The sequence below is a fragment of the Parasphingorhabdus sp. genome (genome assembly GCF_039968395.1).
GTDB lineage: Bacteria > Pseudomonadota > Alphaproteobacteria > Sphingomonadales > Sphingomonadaceae > Parasphingorhabdus.
The window spans coordinates 56223-71277 of record NZ_JBDVPV010000005.1 but is presented as its reverse complement, the minus strand read 5'-3'; the positions used below and the strand labels follow the sequence as shown (position 1 = coordinate 71277).

The 15055-nt window shown below is 53.0% G+C and carries 17 protein-coding genes and 1 tRNA gene; 6 read left to right on the top strand and 12 right to left on the bottom strand.

Annotated features, from left to right (window positions below; all coding sequences use genetic code 11):
• Positions 1-2: 2 nt before the first annotated feature.
• The 3 genes from upp to ABJI30_RS11045 all read right to left on the bottom strand — a co-directional run bounded on the left by upp (position 3) and on the right by ABJI30_RS11045 (position 2056).
• The gene (upp, locus tag ABJI30_RS11055) at positions 3-632 is read right to left on the bottom strand and encodes a uracil phosphoribosyltransferase (RefSeq protein WP_348016752.1); all 630 of its coding nucleotides are present in this window, start codon (positions 630-632) and stop codon (positions 3-5) included.
• Between the two features lie 104 nt (positions 633-736).
• Positions 737-1015 carry an ETC complex I subunit gene (locus ABJI30_RS11050; protein WP_348016751.1) on the bottom strand — a complete coding sequence of 93 codons (279 nt, stop codon included), beginning with the start codon at positions 1013-1015 and terminating at the stop codon, positions 737-739.
• A 27-nt stretch (positions 1016-1042) separates the two neighbouring features.
• Positions 1043-2056 (bottom strand): polyprenyl synthetase family protein, encoded by a 1014-nt coding sequence (locus tag ABJI30_RS11045; protein ID WP_348016750.1) that lies wholly within the window; start codon positions 2054-2056, stop codon positions 1043-1045.
• 141 nt (positions 2057-2197) lie between these two features.
• Here ABJI30_RS11045 and ABJI30_RS11040 point away from each other — a divergent pair, with 141 nt between their 5' ends.
• Together ABJI30_RS11040 and ABJI30_RS11035 are read left to right on the top strand one after the other, a co-directional pair.
• On the top strand, positions 2198-2485 hold the full coding sequence (locus ABJI30_RS11040; RefSeq protein WP_348016749.1) for a chorismate mutase: 288 nt from the start codon (positions 2198-2200) through the stop codon (positions 2483-2485).
• Positions 2486-2697: 212 nt separating this feature from the next.
• A complete protein-coding gene (locus ABJI30_RS11035) occupies positions 2698-3456 on the top strand; it encodes a PEPxxWA-CTERM sorting domain-containing protein (protein ID WP_348016748.1) in 759 nt (252 codons plus the stop codon).
• A gap of 60 nt (positions 3457-3516) precedes the next feature.
• Here ABJI30_RS11035 and ABJI30_RS11030 read toward each other — a convergent pair whose 3' ends face one another.
• The 4 genes from ABJI30_RS11030 to ABJI30_RS11015 all read right to left on the bottom strand — a co-directional run bounded on the left by ABJI30_RS11030 (position 3517) and on the right by ABJI30_RS11015 (position 6819).
• Entirely contained in the window at positions 3517-4839 is a 1323-nt protein-coding gene (locus ABJI30_RS11030) for a HAMP domain-containing sensor histidine kinase (protein WP_348016747.1), read from the bottom strand.
• A gap of 95 nt (positions 4840-4934) precedes the next feature.
• Positions 4935-5600, bottom strand: a complete 666-nt coding sequence (locus tag ABJI30_RS11025) for a response regulator transcription factor (RefSeq protein WP_348016746.1) — start codon at positions 5598-5600, stop codon at positions 4935-4937.
• A 108-nt stretch (positions 5601-5708) separates the two neighbouring features.
• Complete coding sequence (locus tag ABJI30_RS11020) at positions 5709-6017, bottom strand: hypothetical protein (protein ID WP_348016745.1); 309 nt, start codon at positions 6015-6017, stop codon at positions 5709-5711.
• A gap of 70 nt (positions 6018-6087) precedes the next feature.
• On the bottom strand, positions 6088-6819 hold the full coding sequence (locus ABJI30_RS11015) for an SIMPL domain-containing protein (RefSeq protein ID WP_348016744.1): 732 nt from the start codon (positions 6817-6819) through the stop codon (positions 6088-6090).
• 147 nt (positions 6820-6966) lie between these two features.
• Here ABJI30_RS11015 and ABJI30_RS11010 point away from each other — a divergent pair, with 147 nt between their 5' ends.
• Positions 6967-8796 (top strand): ABC-F family ATP-binding cassette domain-containing protein, encoded by a 1830-nt coding sequence (locus ABJI30_RS11010; RefSeq protein ID WP_348016743.1) that lies wholly within the window; start codon positions 6967-6969, stop codon positions 8794-8796.
• A gap of 1 nt (position 8797) precedes the next feature.
• Here the strand turns inward: ABJI30_RS11010 and ABJI30_RS11005 are convergent, their stop codons facing one another.
• On the bottom strand, positions 8798-9316 hold the full coding sequence (locus tag ABJI30_RS11005; protein WP_348016742.1) for a DUF6456 domain-containing protein: 519 nt from the start codon (positions 9314-9316) through the stop codon (positions 8798-8800).
• A 91-nt stretch (positions 9317-9407) separates the two neighbouring features.
• Between ABJI30_RS11005 and ABJI30_RS11000 the strand changes: the two genes are divergently transcribed.
• Positions 9408-9971: a helix-turn-helix transcriptional regulator gene (locus ABJI30_RS11000; protein WP_348016741.1), complete on the top strand. Its 564-nt coding sequence runs from the start codon at positions 9408-9410 to the stop codon at positions 9969-9971.
• A gap of 22 nt (positions 9972-9993) precedes the next feature.
• Positions 9994-11166 (top strand): glycosyltransferase, encoded by a 1173-nt coding sequence (locus tag ABJI30_RS10995; RefSeq protein ID WP_348016740.1) that lies wholly within the window; start codon positions 9994-9996, stop codon positions 11164-11166.
• A gap of 11 nt (positions 11167-11177) precedes the next feature.
• On the opposite strand, the gene ABJI30_RS10990 is transcribed toward ABJI30_RS10995, so the two are convergent.
• Genes ABJI30_RS10990 through yajC form a run of 4 tightly spaced genes read right to left on the bottom strand, consistent with a single transcriptional unit; the run spans position 11178 to position 14575 of the window.
• On the bottom strand, positions 11178-11561 hold the full coding sequence (locus ABJI30_RS10990; protein ID WP_348016739.1) for an Mth938-like domain-containing protein: 384 nt from the start codon (positions 11559-11561) through the stop codon (positions 11178-11180).
• 24 nt (positions 11562-11585) lie between these two features.
• Positions 11586-12569, bottom strand: a complete 984-nt coding sequence (gene secF, locus ABJI30_RS10985) for a protein translocase subunit SecF (RefSeq protein WP_348016738.1) — start codon at positions 12567-12569, stop codon at positions 11586-11588.
• A 12-nt stretch (positions 12570-12581) separates the two neighbouring features.
• A complete protein-coding gene (gene secD, locus ABJI30_RS10980; RefSeq protein ID WP_348016737.1) occupies positions 12582-14186 on the bottom strand; it encodes a protein translocase subunit SecD in 1605 nt (534 codons plus the stop codon).
• Positions 14187-14245: 59 nt separating this feature from the next.
• Complete coding sequence (gene yajC, locus ABJI30_RS10975; RefSeq protein ID WP_348016736.1) at positions 14246-14575, bottom strand: preprotein translocase subunit YajC; 330 nt, start codon at positions 14573-14575, stop codon at positions 14246-14248.
• Positions 14576-14855: 280 nt separating this feature from the next.
• On the opposite strand from yajC, the gene ABJI30_RS10970 reads away from it, so the two are divergent.
• Positions 14856-14932: transfer RNA gene (locus ABJI30_RS10970), tRNA-Pro, on the top strand.
• The last annotated feature ends 123 nt before the right edge of the window (positions 14933-15055 follow it).

The following is a 15055-nucleotide window of genomic DNA, read 5'->3' as shown; positions in this document are numbered from 1 at the left end:
GTTCAATCTGTTCCGAAAATCCGGTCACCCGCATCTCCTAACCCTGGATAGATATATCCGTTTTTATTCAAACCTTCGTCGAGCGCAGCCGTCACGATCGCCACATCCGGGTGGGCCGCGTTCATTGACGCCACACCTTCCGGCGCTGCAACAAGGCACAGGAAACGAATATTCCGTGCACCGGCCTTTTTAAGCAGCGATATCGCCGCAATGGCCGTGTTTCCCGTCGCCAGCATGGGATCCAGCACAATGGTCTGGCGCTTGTCCAAATGCTGAGGCACCTTGAAATAATATTGCACCGGCTTCAGAGTTTCTTCGTCCCGGTACAGTCCGACAAAACCGACACGGGCCAGGGGCAGCAGATCCAGAAAACCATCCAGAAAACCGTTGCCAGCGCGCAAAACCGAGATCAGCGCCAGTTTCTTGCCGGCCAGAACCGGTGCTTCCATGGCCTGCATGGGCGTTTCTATGGACCGTGTTTCAATGGGCAAATCGCGGGTCACTTCATATGCCAGCAGCTGGCTGATCTCGCGCAGCAATTGACGAAACAGATGAGACGGGGTTTTGTTGTCACGCAGGTGACTCAGTTTATGCTGAACCAGTGGATGATCGACGACAGTGATTTGATTCATTGAGATATGCTCGTTCCAATTGACAGAGATGATTCCATAGCTGAAGCACCCGCATAAATCATGCGATTGCCTGAATTGTCAAAATTTGGAACGGTATCGAGAGATTAGTGAAAATTGTCCGCGTAAGCCTGAATTTTCAATGTCTTGTGGGGTGTCTCCGTCACGGAGTAGCGGATTCCATGTTTGTCGGCATAAGCCTTTGCAGACTCCATGTCCGAAAACTCCAGTTCAACCTGGCGCTGTGTATCACCTGATCCTGCCCAACCCGTCAGTGGATCCGCTTTGCGGGCCTCGGCAGGTTCGAACTGCAATATCCATTTGCTGGTGAGCGCGCGCCCTGATTGCATCGCGTTCATGGGGTTTTGAAAAATTCTGGCAGGCATTATTGGATTCCTTGTCCGACAACCACGTCAATAGGCGCGAGAAATTGCAAATTCAACGGCTTCTGTCATCGCCGCCCTGGCAGTCCCGGACGGGAATGTGCCCAATGCATCAACAGCACGTTGCCCATAGTGTCTGGCTCTAGTGATCGTGTCGTCAATGGCACCGGTGCTACGAAGCAATGCAGTTGCGTGCTCGAGATCCTCTGCGGAAGTCTTGTGACCGATTATGGCATCTTTCCAGAACGCCCGCTCTTCGTCACTGCCGCGCGCATAAGCGAGGATCACTGGCAGAGTGACTTTACCTTCCCGAAAATCATCGCCGGTGTCTTTCCCCATAGTTGCGCTGTTGGAAGAATAATCAATCACGTCATCGACCAGCTGAAACGCAATCCCCAGGTTGCGGCCGAAGGCATCGAGAGCCAGTTCGGTTTCTTCATCGCGCTCGGCAACAACGGCAGATATGCGGCTGGCCGCCGCGAACAAGGCAGCTGTTTTTGAACCGATAATGTCGAGATATCGATCTTCACTGGTATCTATTTTCCGCTGAGCGGTAAGCTGGTTCACCTCTCCTTCGGCGATGATCGCAGAAGCACTGGAGAGAATTTTAAGCACTTTGAGTGATCCGTCTTCCACCATTAACTCGAAAGCCCGGCTAAACAGAAAATCACCCACAAGCACTGTAGCCGGGTTACCGAAAACGAGATTGGCAGCAGTTTTGCCGCGCCGCAGATCGGAACCGTCAACGACGTCATCATGGAGCAATGTCGCGGTGTGAATAAACTCGACTGCCGCGGCGAGCTTGAAATGGCGTTCGCCTTCATATCCGATCAGTTTGGCCGATGCCAAAGTCAGCATCGGACGCATGCGTTTGCCGCCGCCAGCAATCAGATGACCAGCCAGTTCCGGGATCAAGGGTATCTCGGATTGCATGCGGTCAAGAATGACGCTGTTGACCTGATTCATGTCGCTGGCCACCAGCGCCATAAGGGGTTCCAGCGATGGTGCGCGTTCTCGCTCAAGATGATGAATTGTTGCAGTCATGTTCCGCCGGATGTGGCAAGGGATCGCAAAGAACGCAAGTCAATTCGATGCAATCCAAGGTGTGGTTTGCAAAACTCGCAGGCCGGTTTATGGAAAGAATCCGGAACAACAATTTCAGTCAACTCAGTCAGGCAATGATCCATGGATGATACCCTCAGACAATATCGCGAAAGCATCAACAATATTGATGCCGCGCTGGTCTTTATGTTGGCCGAACGGTTCAAGGTCACTCAGGCTGTGGGAGAATATAAAGCCCTAAACAAGTTGCCTCCTGCCGACCCAAGTCGCGAACAGGAGCAAATCGAGCGTTTGCGACAGCTGGCTAGCGATGCCAATCTCGACCCCGAATTTTCGGAGAAGTTTTTGCGGTTCATTATCGATGAAGTCATTCGGCACCACGAGAAAATACGCGATAAATCAAAAGGTTGAAGATTTTTTCAAGCTCTCTGGCAACACACAAAAAACTGGCCCAATTTGAGACAGTTGCTATATTGACAAGCTGGACAAACAGGTTGTGCAAACAGGAAAAATTTACTATAAATTAACCTCGATGATTCGAATAGTTTCGTCGAAACAGGGCGCGTAACGTTATTACGGAACATCTGGCGAGTATTGGCCAGCAATGTTCTAAGGGGCTACAAATGAATAGTATTCTGAAAATTGCTTTGGCTGGCACGATGGCTGTTGCCACCGTTGCACCTGCTCAAGCGGCGTTTGTTTTCAACTTCGAGTCCGGCAACAGTTCGTTGACCGGGTCCAACGGCAATAGCCGCGTTTTCTCCGCAACCGACGATGGCATGACCATCCAGGTCCGTGCTTCGGCATGGTCGCTGCAGGGTGATACGGTTCGCAATGGCTATCTGGGCCACTATGGTAGCGGACTGGGCGTCACCAACCGCAATGAAGGAAGTAGCGGACATGTCGCGGACAATGGCGGCAGCAAGGATTTTATTCTCTTTCAGTTTGATCAGTCTGTTGATCTCAACCGGGTGCGCCTGAATTTCATTGGCGACGACAGCGATATCGTTGCCGGATTTGGCAATGTTGATTTCGATTGGGATGCAGCGGTACCTAATCTGAATGGTCAGAATGTTTCTGCACTTAATGCACTGCTCCCTTCGTTGATTGATTATAACGGCGGCAATGGCGGCGGTGACCGAAGCTCGGTACGTTCGATCAATGATGCTGATAACTCCGGTAATTTCTGGCTGGTCGGTCCGAAATTCGGCAGTTCAAATGACTCCTTCAAACTGGGTTTGATCAAGGCTTCCTTCACAACCCCACCACCAGCCGTTCCTGAGCCCAGCACCTGGGCGATGATGATTGGCGGATTTGGCCTGGTAGGCGGCGCGATGCGCAGCCGCCGTCGGAAAGCGAAACTTAGCGCCAGCATGGCATAATAGTTTCAGGGCATTCCTGGACAAAAAAAGACCTCTGCGATCCATTTCGCGGAGGTTTTTTTATGCCTGGGGTACGGTCAGAGATCTGGGTAGACGGAGCCGCACCAACAAACCGCCCAGATCCTCACTGCTTTCGAGTGAAACGGATCCCTGATAAATTTCCGCGACATCGCGGACAATCGCTAGACCGAGCCCGGTGCCAGGTTTGCCCGTGTCCAGGCGCACGCCGCGATCGAATATCCTTTGACGCTCTTCTTCCGGAATGCCGCGCCCGTCATCTTCAATGAGCAGATCAACAAAGATATCGCCCGTTTCCACAGTGACAAACACGCTGCCACCACCGTATTTCGCGGCATTCTCAACCAGATTGCCGATCATTTCATCAAGATCCTGCCGCTCCACTGAAACAACAGCTTCATTGTCACCATCAATGTCGATCCGAACATGCTTGTACAATCGGCCAACCGCGCGTTCCACAGCCTGCAGGCTGGGCCAGACGCGGGTCCGGCTATGCGCATTCCCGCGCCGTCCGACAGCCCTGGCGCGAGCAAGGTGATGATCGACTTGCCGGCGCATGACGCCTGATTCGCGGATGACGGTGTCGGCCAGGTCCTCCGCTTTTGCCGTTGCGCTATTCATGATCACCGTCAACGGGGTCTTCAAAGCATGGGCAAGATTTCCGGCATGGCGCCGAGCTTCTTCAGCCTGCTTCTCGTTATGATCGAGCAGCTGGTTCAGTTCGTCCACCATTGGTGTGACTTCATTCGGCATGGGCTCGCTCACCCGCGTTTGCTGCCCAGTGCGCATTTCAGCGATTGCCTTGCGAATTTTGCGCAGTGGCCAAAGACCATATAATGTCTGTAACGCCGCCATTCCTATCAGCCCAAGCGCAAGCAGAAGAAAACTGTTCACCAGTATCGACCTGATTTCCGACGTTTGGGCATCGAGACCATCGCGGCTTTGGGCAACCTGGAACAGCCAGTCGACTTCTGAATCCGGCAGGATGATTGTCCGCTCCAATATCCGCAGCGGTTCATCACGGAATTGTTCGCTGTCGTAAATATGTGTTTCCGTATCCCGATGAGTCTGGATGCCTTCCAGTGTGCGATCCCATAATGATCGCGACGGGAAATCAGCATGCCCTTCACCGCTGATTTGCCAGTAAAGGCCACTATTGGGTTCGAGGAAACGTTGGTCACCAAGCGGTCGATTCAGGAATATCTCGCCATCCGGACCGATTTCGGCGGACGCAATCATCGCCGTCAGAACATATTCCAGCTGGTTGTCAAAATTGCGCGTAACAGCGGTAACCAGAACGCGATCAAGGGCTACGCCGCCGCCCAGCAACAGGATCACGATCCATGCTGCGGCAATGCCGATCATCCGGCGGCTTAGCGAGCCGGTGGTTTGGGTGCCCAGGTGACGGGAGCGTTTTGGTGCTGCCTCGTCCGCCGGCAGATCTATTTTGCTCGTTTCATTCAGGCCTCGGGATCCTCCAGACTATAGCCCAGCCCCCTGATAGTCGAAATAACATCCGCACCCAGTTTCTTTCGGATACGGGTGACAAAAACTTCGATCGTATTGGAATCACGATCAAAATCCTGATCATAAATATGTTCGATCAGTTCCGTACGAGACACCACTTTCCCCTTGTGATGCATCAGATAGGACAGCAATTTATATTCTTGCGCAGTCAGTTTGACCGGACCGCCGTCCAGTGTCACCTTGCCGGAACGCGTGTCCAGACGAACATCACCGGCGGTGAGTTCGGAAGAAGCATTACCAGATGCACGGCGGATAAGCGCCCGAAGACGTGCAATCAGTTCTTCTGTCTGAAATGGTTTTGCCAGATAATCATCTGCACCGGCATCGAGACCGGCAACCTTGTCCGACCAGCTGTCGCGCGCGGTCAGGACCAGTACCGGAAAATTCCGCTCTTCTTTGCGCCAGCGGTCAAGAACCGTCAGGCCATCTATCTCGGGGAGGCCAAGATCCAGGATTACGGCATCATAATCTTCCGTAGATCCCATGAAATGTCCATCTTCGCCATCTGTGGACAAATCAATCGCATAGCCGTTGGCTTCAAGTGTTGCTTTCAGCTGCTGGCCTAAAGTGGGCTCATCTTCGACGATCAAGACGCGCATGCATTATCTCCGGAAAACCTGTTTTATTTCAAAAACGGTATATCATCATGATAGAAACTCACAATGATCAAATGGACTGAGGGAAAGGATGTCGTGTGACAGAGTGATCTAGCGTCCTCGGCGAAGTATGGCTCCCGTTCTGCCATCAACATCGACAAAAATCACGCGGCCATCACGAATAAACTTCAGCCGGTAAACCTGAGCTGACGGATCAAATTCGGGGCCAAGATACTGACTGCCCGCCATTTTTGGCAATATCCGGTTCTCGATCGAACGCAGAGATTTCACTTTTCCTGCCATCATCTGCGCGCGAGCGTCATTCTGCTCGTCCCGCCGCTGAGCAGCGTCAGCGGGCACTGCAGCAACGGCTAGTCCGCAAACCGCCATCAGGGGCAAAAGATAGTTTCCGCTCATCATCGTGCCTTTTGTTTAGGTGAACCGCTTTTAACAACAGGTGAATGGATGGTTCAGAGCATAGCGATATTTATTAAGGAATCATTTCATAACTGATATTCAGCGTTACACCAGTCCCAACCTGCCCAACTGAAACCGGCACGCTTTCCGCGGCGGCACTGGCCATAGATCGCATGACCGGCATTTGAGCAGGAGAAACGCTGCGCAATACCTCTGAAACGGACAGCACTTTTACCCCTCCATATCCCGAAGCCCGCGCATATTCTTCAGCCTGGGCTCTGGCGTTGGATAACGCTCTTTCCCGAGCCAGCTTCTTTAATGGTGCGTCATTCGAAACACTGAAATAGGGACCATTCAAGTTTGTTGCACCGCCTTCGCTCACCAGCATATCAAGAATCGAGCCCAACTTGTTCAGCTTGCGCACTTTCGCGCGTACCTGATTGGATACACGGTATCCGACAAAACGGTTTCCTTTGTTTTCCCGGTCATATTCATAGTCAGCATTCAGACTGATCCCGGTTGTCTGGATATCCTTTTCCGCGATGCCTGCCGATTTCAACTTGTCGATCAGGATTCTGGTCTGCCGGGAATTCTCGCGCAGCGCCTGGGTTGCGGTGGCGGCCTTTGTTTCCACGCCCGTACTGAAAGCCGCCGTATCCGGGACAGTTTCTACCGTCTCGGTCACGCTTAGTTCAACTACGGGGTTTTGAGCGACAATTTGAACATCTGCGGCACTGGCAGACGATATCAATGCCAGCGATCCAAAAAATGCCAGGCCAGCGTTCATCAAAATCCGGTATCTCATTTCGGCAACCTCCCTTTCAATCAGGTTTAGCTACCCATGGACATCTGAACCAGAGCTAAATGGACATGGGCATTTAAACACCCTCAATGATCATTTTCGCAAGACAAAGCTTGAGCCTCGGCGTTCTTGCCCCTAACCGCCACTATTATGTCCCAACCACCGATCCTGTCTTATGAGAATCTGTCGCTCCATCAGGGCGAAGGATGGCTGTTCAAGGATCTGGACTTGCATGTGGGACCGCGCGATCGGCTTGCCTTGATTGGGCGCAACGGAGCCGGCAAAACGACATTGCTTCGCCTCATCGTCGATCAGATTGAATCGGACAAAGGCGAACGCATGATCCAGCCGGGCACCAATGTCGTCATGTTGGAGCAGGAGCCTGATTTCGATCCCTTTGAAACCCTGTTCGATTTCGCTGTTGCCGGCGAGCACGGTCCCGATGGACATGAAGTTGAAGCGATTGCCGACCAGCTATCTACCGATCTTTCGATCCGCGCGGACAAGGCAAGTGGCGGTGAAAAACGCAGAGCTGCGATTTGCCGGGCGCTCGCATCACAACCGGATCTGCTTTTGCTCGACGAGCCAACCAACCATCTCGATCTCGGCGCCATTGACTGGCTTGAACAGTGGCTGGGCCGTTACAAGGGAGCCTCTATCACGATTTCCCATGATCGAACCTTCCTTACCCGCTTAACCAAACAGACAATCTGGCTCGATCGGGGTGCCTTGCGACGACAGGAAGTCGGCTTTGGCGGCTATGATGCATGGATGGAGAAAATTCATGCCGACGAAGCACAGGCAGCCAACAAGCTTGATGCGCGTTTGAAACTGGAGGCCCACTGGCTTGAGCGAGGTGTCACCGCGCGCCGCAAGCGCAATCAGGGCCGGCTGCACAAACTTTATGAAATGCGTGCCCAACGTGCCTCCATGATTGGCCCCGCCGGCACTGCCAATCTCAAGGTGCAAAGTGATGACACTCGAACCAAATCTGTCATCACCGCCGAAAACATCTCCAAATCGTTCGGCGAAGGTGAAGAAACTCGCCATATCATCCGCAACTTTTCACTTCGCATTCAGCGGGGAGATCGCATCGGGCTTGTGGGTGCCAATGGTGCAGGAAAAACCACTTTGCTGAAAATGCTGACGGGTGAGTTGAGCCCGGACACCGGCACTGTCACCCTCGCCAAGACGCTCAACGGTGTCTTTATCGATCAACAACGCAAATTACTGGAAAACAACAAATCAGTGCGTGAAGTTCTCGCAGATGGAAGCGACTGGATAGACGTGCGCGGGAACAAGAAGCACGTGCAAGGTTATTTGAAAGAATTTCTGTTTGCGCCGAGCCTGATCGATGCAAAAATCGGTACATTGTCCGGAGGCGAACAATCACGCCTGTTGCTCGCCCGGGAATTTGCACGCATGTCAAACTTGCTAGTGCTGGACGAACCCACCAATGACCTCGATCTGGAAACTCTGGACCTGTTGCAGGAAGTGATCGCGGACTATGAAGGTACTGTATTGCTCGTCAGTCATGATCGGGATTTTCTGGATCGCACAGTCACGGTCACCCTTGGACTGGATGGCAGCGGCAAGGTTGACATTGTCGCAGGCGGCTACGCGGAATGGGAAGCCAAGCGAAAGGATGGAATTTCCGGGAAATCGGGAAATAGTGGCACAAAAAACTCCGCGACCGCAAAACCTGGCAAAAAATCCTCTGGCAGCAGTCCCGCAAAAAAGCTGAGTTACAAGGATCAGCGAGACTATGATATGCTCCCTGGGCGCATCGAGGCGATCGAACGGCGCATGGGCGAATTGAGCAATGCGCTCTCGGATCCGGATCTGTACAGTCGTGATTTTGAAAAGTTCGAAAAGCTTACCGCAGAAAATACCGAAATGATCGAAGAGAAAGACAGAGCGGAAATGCGCTGGCTGGATCTGGCGGAGCAAGTAGAAGCATTGGAGAATGCTAAGAGCTGATCTAGCCGGGTAATCGATAATGATCGGCCAACCGATCAAGTGCAATTCTCAATACGATTTTTCCGGATCGCGCCGGCCATCCGAGACTCTTCTCCGCCACAGGAACCCCCTCTCCTGCGCAGATGACACGCCAGGCAATGTCTGACAGATCCTTGCCCAAACAGAAGATTGCATCATCAAAGCGTTGCTTGGCTGCCAATCGCGCTTCAGTTTGATTGAGATGATCGGAAGCCGATCGCTTGCCCCCGCTCATCGGCGTCAAGTTCCAGCTCATCGTAATGCTGGGCTCAAGATTGGCGCGATCCCAGTCACTGCGCAATTTTTCTCCACCGTCAAGCTGGCGATCGGACAAGTGACCTCGGGCATGCAGCCAGCCGAGCGGAGATTCGGCAAGGTTTACGGTAACGCTGCGCGCCGGACGGGAGTCACGATTTGATCCTGCACGGTCTCTGCCATCTTGCGGCACAGGCTTTTCAACAAGTATTCGCGGATCTGCCGTCTGGACGTTGCGAAGCGTCATCTTTTCTCTCCCATTCAATTGAGTGTGACAATTGCCTTGCCATTTTGGTAATATTGTAGGAAAGTTAAAACCATATAGGTTGGAGAATTCGATGATTAACCACATCCGTGACGTCCGGAAAGCCATGGGCCTGACATTGGAAGACGTAGCAAAACGTTGCGAGCCAGTGACCACTGCACAGACTATTGGACGACTTGAAACGGGAACCCGGACGTTGTCGCTGGGTTGGCTAAACAAAATCGCCGATGCTCTAGCCGTAGACAGTGCAGCACTTCTTGCTCTTCCCGACCAGGACGAACTTCCTGTCGCGGCGATGCTCGACCACAGGGGCGCGCACGCCCTTGAAAAAACCCAGACCATCCTGCAGCCTACGATTGAACTCGGCATGGTTGCGCTGCGCATCAAAAGCAGTGTTGGCGACTATCGCGCGGGTGATGATATCTGGCTGTCCCGTCGCACACCAGATGACTATGTCGCAGCGCTGAATCGCGACATCCTGGTGCCGCGCCCCGCGGGCCGATTTCTGTTCGGGCGGCTGATCGGTCGGGAAGGTGACAAACTGCAAATCCTGCCGCTCGAGGCCGGCGCCCGGCAGCAAATCGTCAAGGATCCGGAATGGATCGGGGTAGCTGTGCGATTGGTCCGGGCACTTTAGGCTCGGTACTCCGGATAATATAATGACACGCCCGCTTAACATCCTGACGCTATCAACATTGTTTCCCAATGCCCAGACACCCGGATTTGGGATATTTGTGGAACGCCAGACTGCGGAATTAAATGGCCGTCCGGAAGCCAATGTTACGGTGATCAATCCCGTTGGCCTGCCACCCTGGCCACTCAACCTTTTGCCCCGATATCGCCAGCTCAAGGTCCTGCCCAGCCACGAAATCTGGAATGGTCTGAAGGTTTTTCGACCTCAATTCTCCCTGATACCGGGTCTGGGCGGATCTCGAAATCCTGATCGAATCTTTCACGCGATCCTCCCCCTGGTCCGGCAATTGCACGCAGAAAGCGGATTTGATCTTGTTGACGCGGAGTTTTTTTATCCCGACGGACCGGTCGCAATGCGCATTTCCGAAATGTTGGACATCCCTTTCACAGTGAAAGCGCGCGGTGCGGACATTCACTATTGGGGTGCCCAGTCAGGGTGCAAAGAGCAAATAACCAAGGCTGCTGAACAAGCTGCTGGCCTGCTTGCCGTTTCCGAAGCTTTGCGGGATGACATGGTCAAACTCGGCATGGATCGCAGCAGAATCGAGGTGCATTATACCGGCCTTGATCAGAACAAGTTTCGACCCGTCGATCGGGCGGCCGTCAAATCGAAAATCGGCGTTTCGGGGCCTCTGTTCATCACAACCGGCGCTCTTATTGCGCGCAAAAATCAGGCTTTGGTGATTGAAGCCATGACGTCATTTCCGGAGGCAACTTTGCTGCTTGCCGGACATGGTGAAAAAGAAGCCAGCTATCGCAAGCTTGCTGCCAGACTGGGAGTGGCCGAACGCATACGTTTCCTGGGCAGTTTGTCGCATGACGCGCTGGCCGGACTGGTCGCTGCAGCTGATATCTCGATATTGGTTTCCAAATCCGAAGGCTTGGCCAATGCCTGGGTGGAAGCCTTGTCATGCGGGACGCCAATCATAATCAGCGAAGCAGGAGGAGCCCGGGAATTGCTGCGCTCGCCTGCGGCCGGGAGAATTGTTGGAGAAAGCCCGGAAGAAATCTCCGAAGCAATCATGTCCATTCTCGCCAATCCTCCAGCGCAGGAAACCGTACGCTCGGCTGTGGCCGGCTTTAGCTGGCAAACCAACGGCGATCAGCTGATCCGGTTGTTCACAAATCTGGCGAAATAAAACGCCGGTTTTTAAACGCCAAGGGGCATAAATGCGCCGACAATCCAGCGCTCTTCGGCACGCAGAACACCCCAGACACGGGCCGCTGCACGGCTGTCCATTACTTCGATTCCCATATTGAGGGATTCCGCTTCCCGGCGAAATGCAGCGGGTGGCTGCAACATCACCGGACCCGATCCGAACAGCAGAAACTCAGGCCCTGGATCCAGATCCAATGGTTTCAATATTCCGACAAGGCTGAGGTTTTCCCTCTGAGGTGCATTCCATGCCAATACCTGAAAAGGTGACAGAAGCAGCCCTTGATCGAACCGCTGAGTGCCGACCTTGAATCCGTCTGGCGTGAGGCCGGTAACAACCGGCCCCTCGAAATCCACATCTTTGCGAAGTTCAACCATCTCAGATCTGATCGCTAACCCTGATCATCCTACCTGTTCAGGACCGCCAACCTTTTCCGTCTTGTTTCCTGAATCTTCAGCAGGAATGAAGCTGTCCGGTCCGACTTTCAGCCAGATCAATACCGGCGCAGCCATGTAGACCGAGGAGTAGGTACCAATGAAGACGCCAAGGAACATCGCAATCGAGAAACCGAAAATCACATCCGGCCCCCAAATGATCAGAGCAAGCAGCGCAATCAGCATGGTCAAGCTGGTCATCACCGTCCGTGCAAGCGTCTCGTTGACCGAGAGATCGAGCAAGGCAATGATATCCATCTTGCGATATTTTTTGAGATTCTCCCGAATCCGGTCATAGACCACGATCGTGTCGTTCAGCGAATAACCGATAATGGTCAGCAAAGCCGCTACGATATTGAGGTTGAATTCCAGCTGTGTGAGCGCAAAAAATCCGAATGTCAGTGCGACATCGTGGAACAGGGCAAACAACGCGCCAACCCCGAACTGCCACTCAAAGCGGATCCAGATATAAAGCGAAATAGCGACCATCGCGCCGACCAACGACCACACCCCTTTGGACAGCAGCTCTTCAGAGACCTTGCCGGATACAGAATCCACCGAGTCCGGCTTCTCGATATTATATTCGCTCTTCAACAACTGCACGATTTCGGCGGTCATTTCATTGGCCGCTTCCGGACGTTCGACGGCCTCATCCGGCAGTCGCATCCGGATCGATACCTGATTGGGTTCACCAAAGCGCTGAATGGTCGCGTCGCCATAGCCCAGGCCGCCAATGCTCTCACGCAGCTCCTGAACCGGTGCTTCCGTGCGATCTTCAAAAGTCACCTGGATCATCTGTCCACCGACGAAGTCCACACCGAAATTCAGGCCCTTCATCGCGACAAGGGCAAATGATCCAATGATCATGAGAACACTGATACCGACAGCAATATTCCGCCACTTCAGAAATGCAATATTTGTGTCGTCGGGAACGAGTTTGAGAAGTTTCATAGCCATTCCCTCCTATATCACCAGCTCTTGCGGACGCTTCCTGCGAAGCCAAAGCGCAACCCACATGCGGGTCACTACAACTGCCGTAAAGACTGATGTACAAATACCGATTATCAAAACCACTGCGAAACCCCGCACAGGTCCGGAACCGAATATAAAGAGCAACAGACCGGCGATAACGTTCGTAATATTCGCATCGAAAATTGCCCGCGATGCTTCTTTATATCCCACTTCAACGGCCTGAATAATTCGGCGCCCACGTCGTCGCTCTTCTCGGATGCGCTCGTTTATCAGCACATTGGCATCCACCGCAGAACCAACCGTAAGAATAAATCCGGCAATCCCCGGTAAGGTCAGCGTCGCATTGAAGATAGCCATGACCCCTAGAATAAGGAACAGGTTCAGTGTCAGTGCCATGTTGGCGTAAAAACCAAAGCGGCCATAAGTAACAATCATGAACGTCAGCACCGCTGCGGTTCCGATAATCGCTGCAAGCATGCCCTTTTCAATAGAATCCTTGCCAAGATCGGGACCGACGGTTCGTTCCTCGACCACCTTGAGTTCCACGGGAAGCGCACCGGAGCGCAAGGCAATGGACAACTGGTTGGCGCTGTCCACAGTGAAGTTACCGGAAATCTGAGCAGACCCGCCAAGGATCGGTTCATTGATATTCGGTGCTGAAAGGACCTCGCCATCGAGAATGATTGCAAAAGGACGGCCGACATTATTCTGGGTCAGTCGTGCAAATTTTCCGCCGCCTTCGGTATCAAAGGTAATGTTCACAACCGGTGCATTGGAATCCTGATCAAAGCCTTGCCCGGCATCGGTCAGTTTATCACCCGAGATGCCGCCAAGACGTTTGACCGCAATGTTGGGAATACCATTGGGGTTGTCAGGATAGGGGAAAATCTGACTGCCAACCGGAGCACGGCCAGCTGCCACTGCATTAGGATCAGCTTCAAAATCGACGAGCTTGAATTCCAGCTTGGCGGTCTTGCCCAACAACTCTTTTAGCGCTTCCGGATCTTCAAGGCCCGGTACCTGAACCACAATTCGCTCGTCTCCCTGACGAATAATGGTGGGTTCTCGCGTTCCCATTTCGTCGATCCGGCGGCGGATCACGTCTGTCGCCGTGTCCATGGCATTATCGACAGCGGTCTCCAGTCCAGCCGATGTCGGCGTCAACACAAAGCGGGTATCGTCGCGCACTTCAATATCCCAGTCGCGCTGACCGGTCAGATTTGCACCGGTTGTCAATGGCAGCAATTCTTCGCGCGCGGCATCTACCTGCGTTGAATCCCGTACCATGAACGACAATACGCCGTCTTTGCGCGATATATCACCAATGTTAATGCGCGGGTCGGCGCGGCGCATCACGGCCCGCACAGATTCTTCCATGGTTTCCAGCCGTGTGCTGGCGACATCAGCGGGATCTGCTTCCAGCAGAATGTGACTTCCGCCGGAAAGGTCCAGTCCGAGATTTATCGTCTCGTCCGGCAGAAAGGTCGGCCAGTATTTATGATTCTCACCAAAGAACAGGCTTGGCAGTGACATCATCACGCCAAAAGCCAGTAGCAAGGAGATGGAAAAAACTTTCCAGCGCGGGAAATCTAACATGGTAAAACTATAATCCCAAAATTGCGGGCCTGGTCCGGTCGTCCTTTGATTTCCGGAACTTAATCGTTAGCCGGTTTGCCGCTGCCCCGGGGGACAACATCCGAAAGAGTTGACTTGACTGCTTTAACGCGAAGTCCCTTGGCAAGCTCGACTTCAACAAATTCATCATCGACCTTCATGGCTTTTCCAACCAGACCACCACCTGTGATGACTTCATCGTTTTTTTGTACGGCAGTAATTTTGGCCTGATGCTCTTTCATTCTTTTTTGCTGCGGACGTATCAGCAGAAAATAGAATACGGCAAAAATCAGCACCAGCGGCATAACCGAAATCAGAAAGCCACCCGCCCCGCCAGTTGCGGCCGATGCTGAAACAAGAAGTATAGTCATTCAAATATCCCCAAAAATACGGTCTCGAATTTCCCGATCAAACGCCCGTTTGCAAGGCATTGCCTGACACCGGGTTCATGCTGCGCGCGCCTATCATGCAGCCCGAAGGAAAGCAATCCATTAGGCAGCCTGGCTGCTGTCCAGTCTAGATGGTGGCACGAAGCCTGCAGATCAAGACTGTCCCGTCGCGCCAGTGACAACATTGTTCCAAACCGCTTGCCAAGTTTTGCCCGCCACCATATATGCCGCTTCTCGGATGGCCAAGAGCCAACCAAACGGTCGGGACGTAGCGCAGCCTGGTAGCGCATCACACTGGGGGTGTGGGGGTCGGAGGTTCGAATCCTCTCGTCCCGACCAATTTTCAAACCATTCAAATTCGCGCCAGGATTACGTGCCGTACTCGCTGGAGCGGCAGTTTATGCAAAGCGTCCTTTCCTACAAATAACCAAATAGGTTATTTTCTCCAAATTCTGCAAAAGA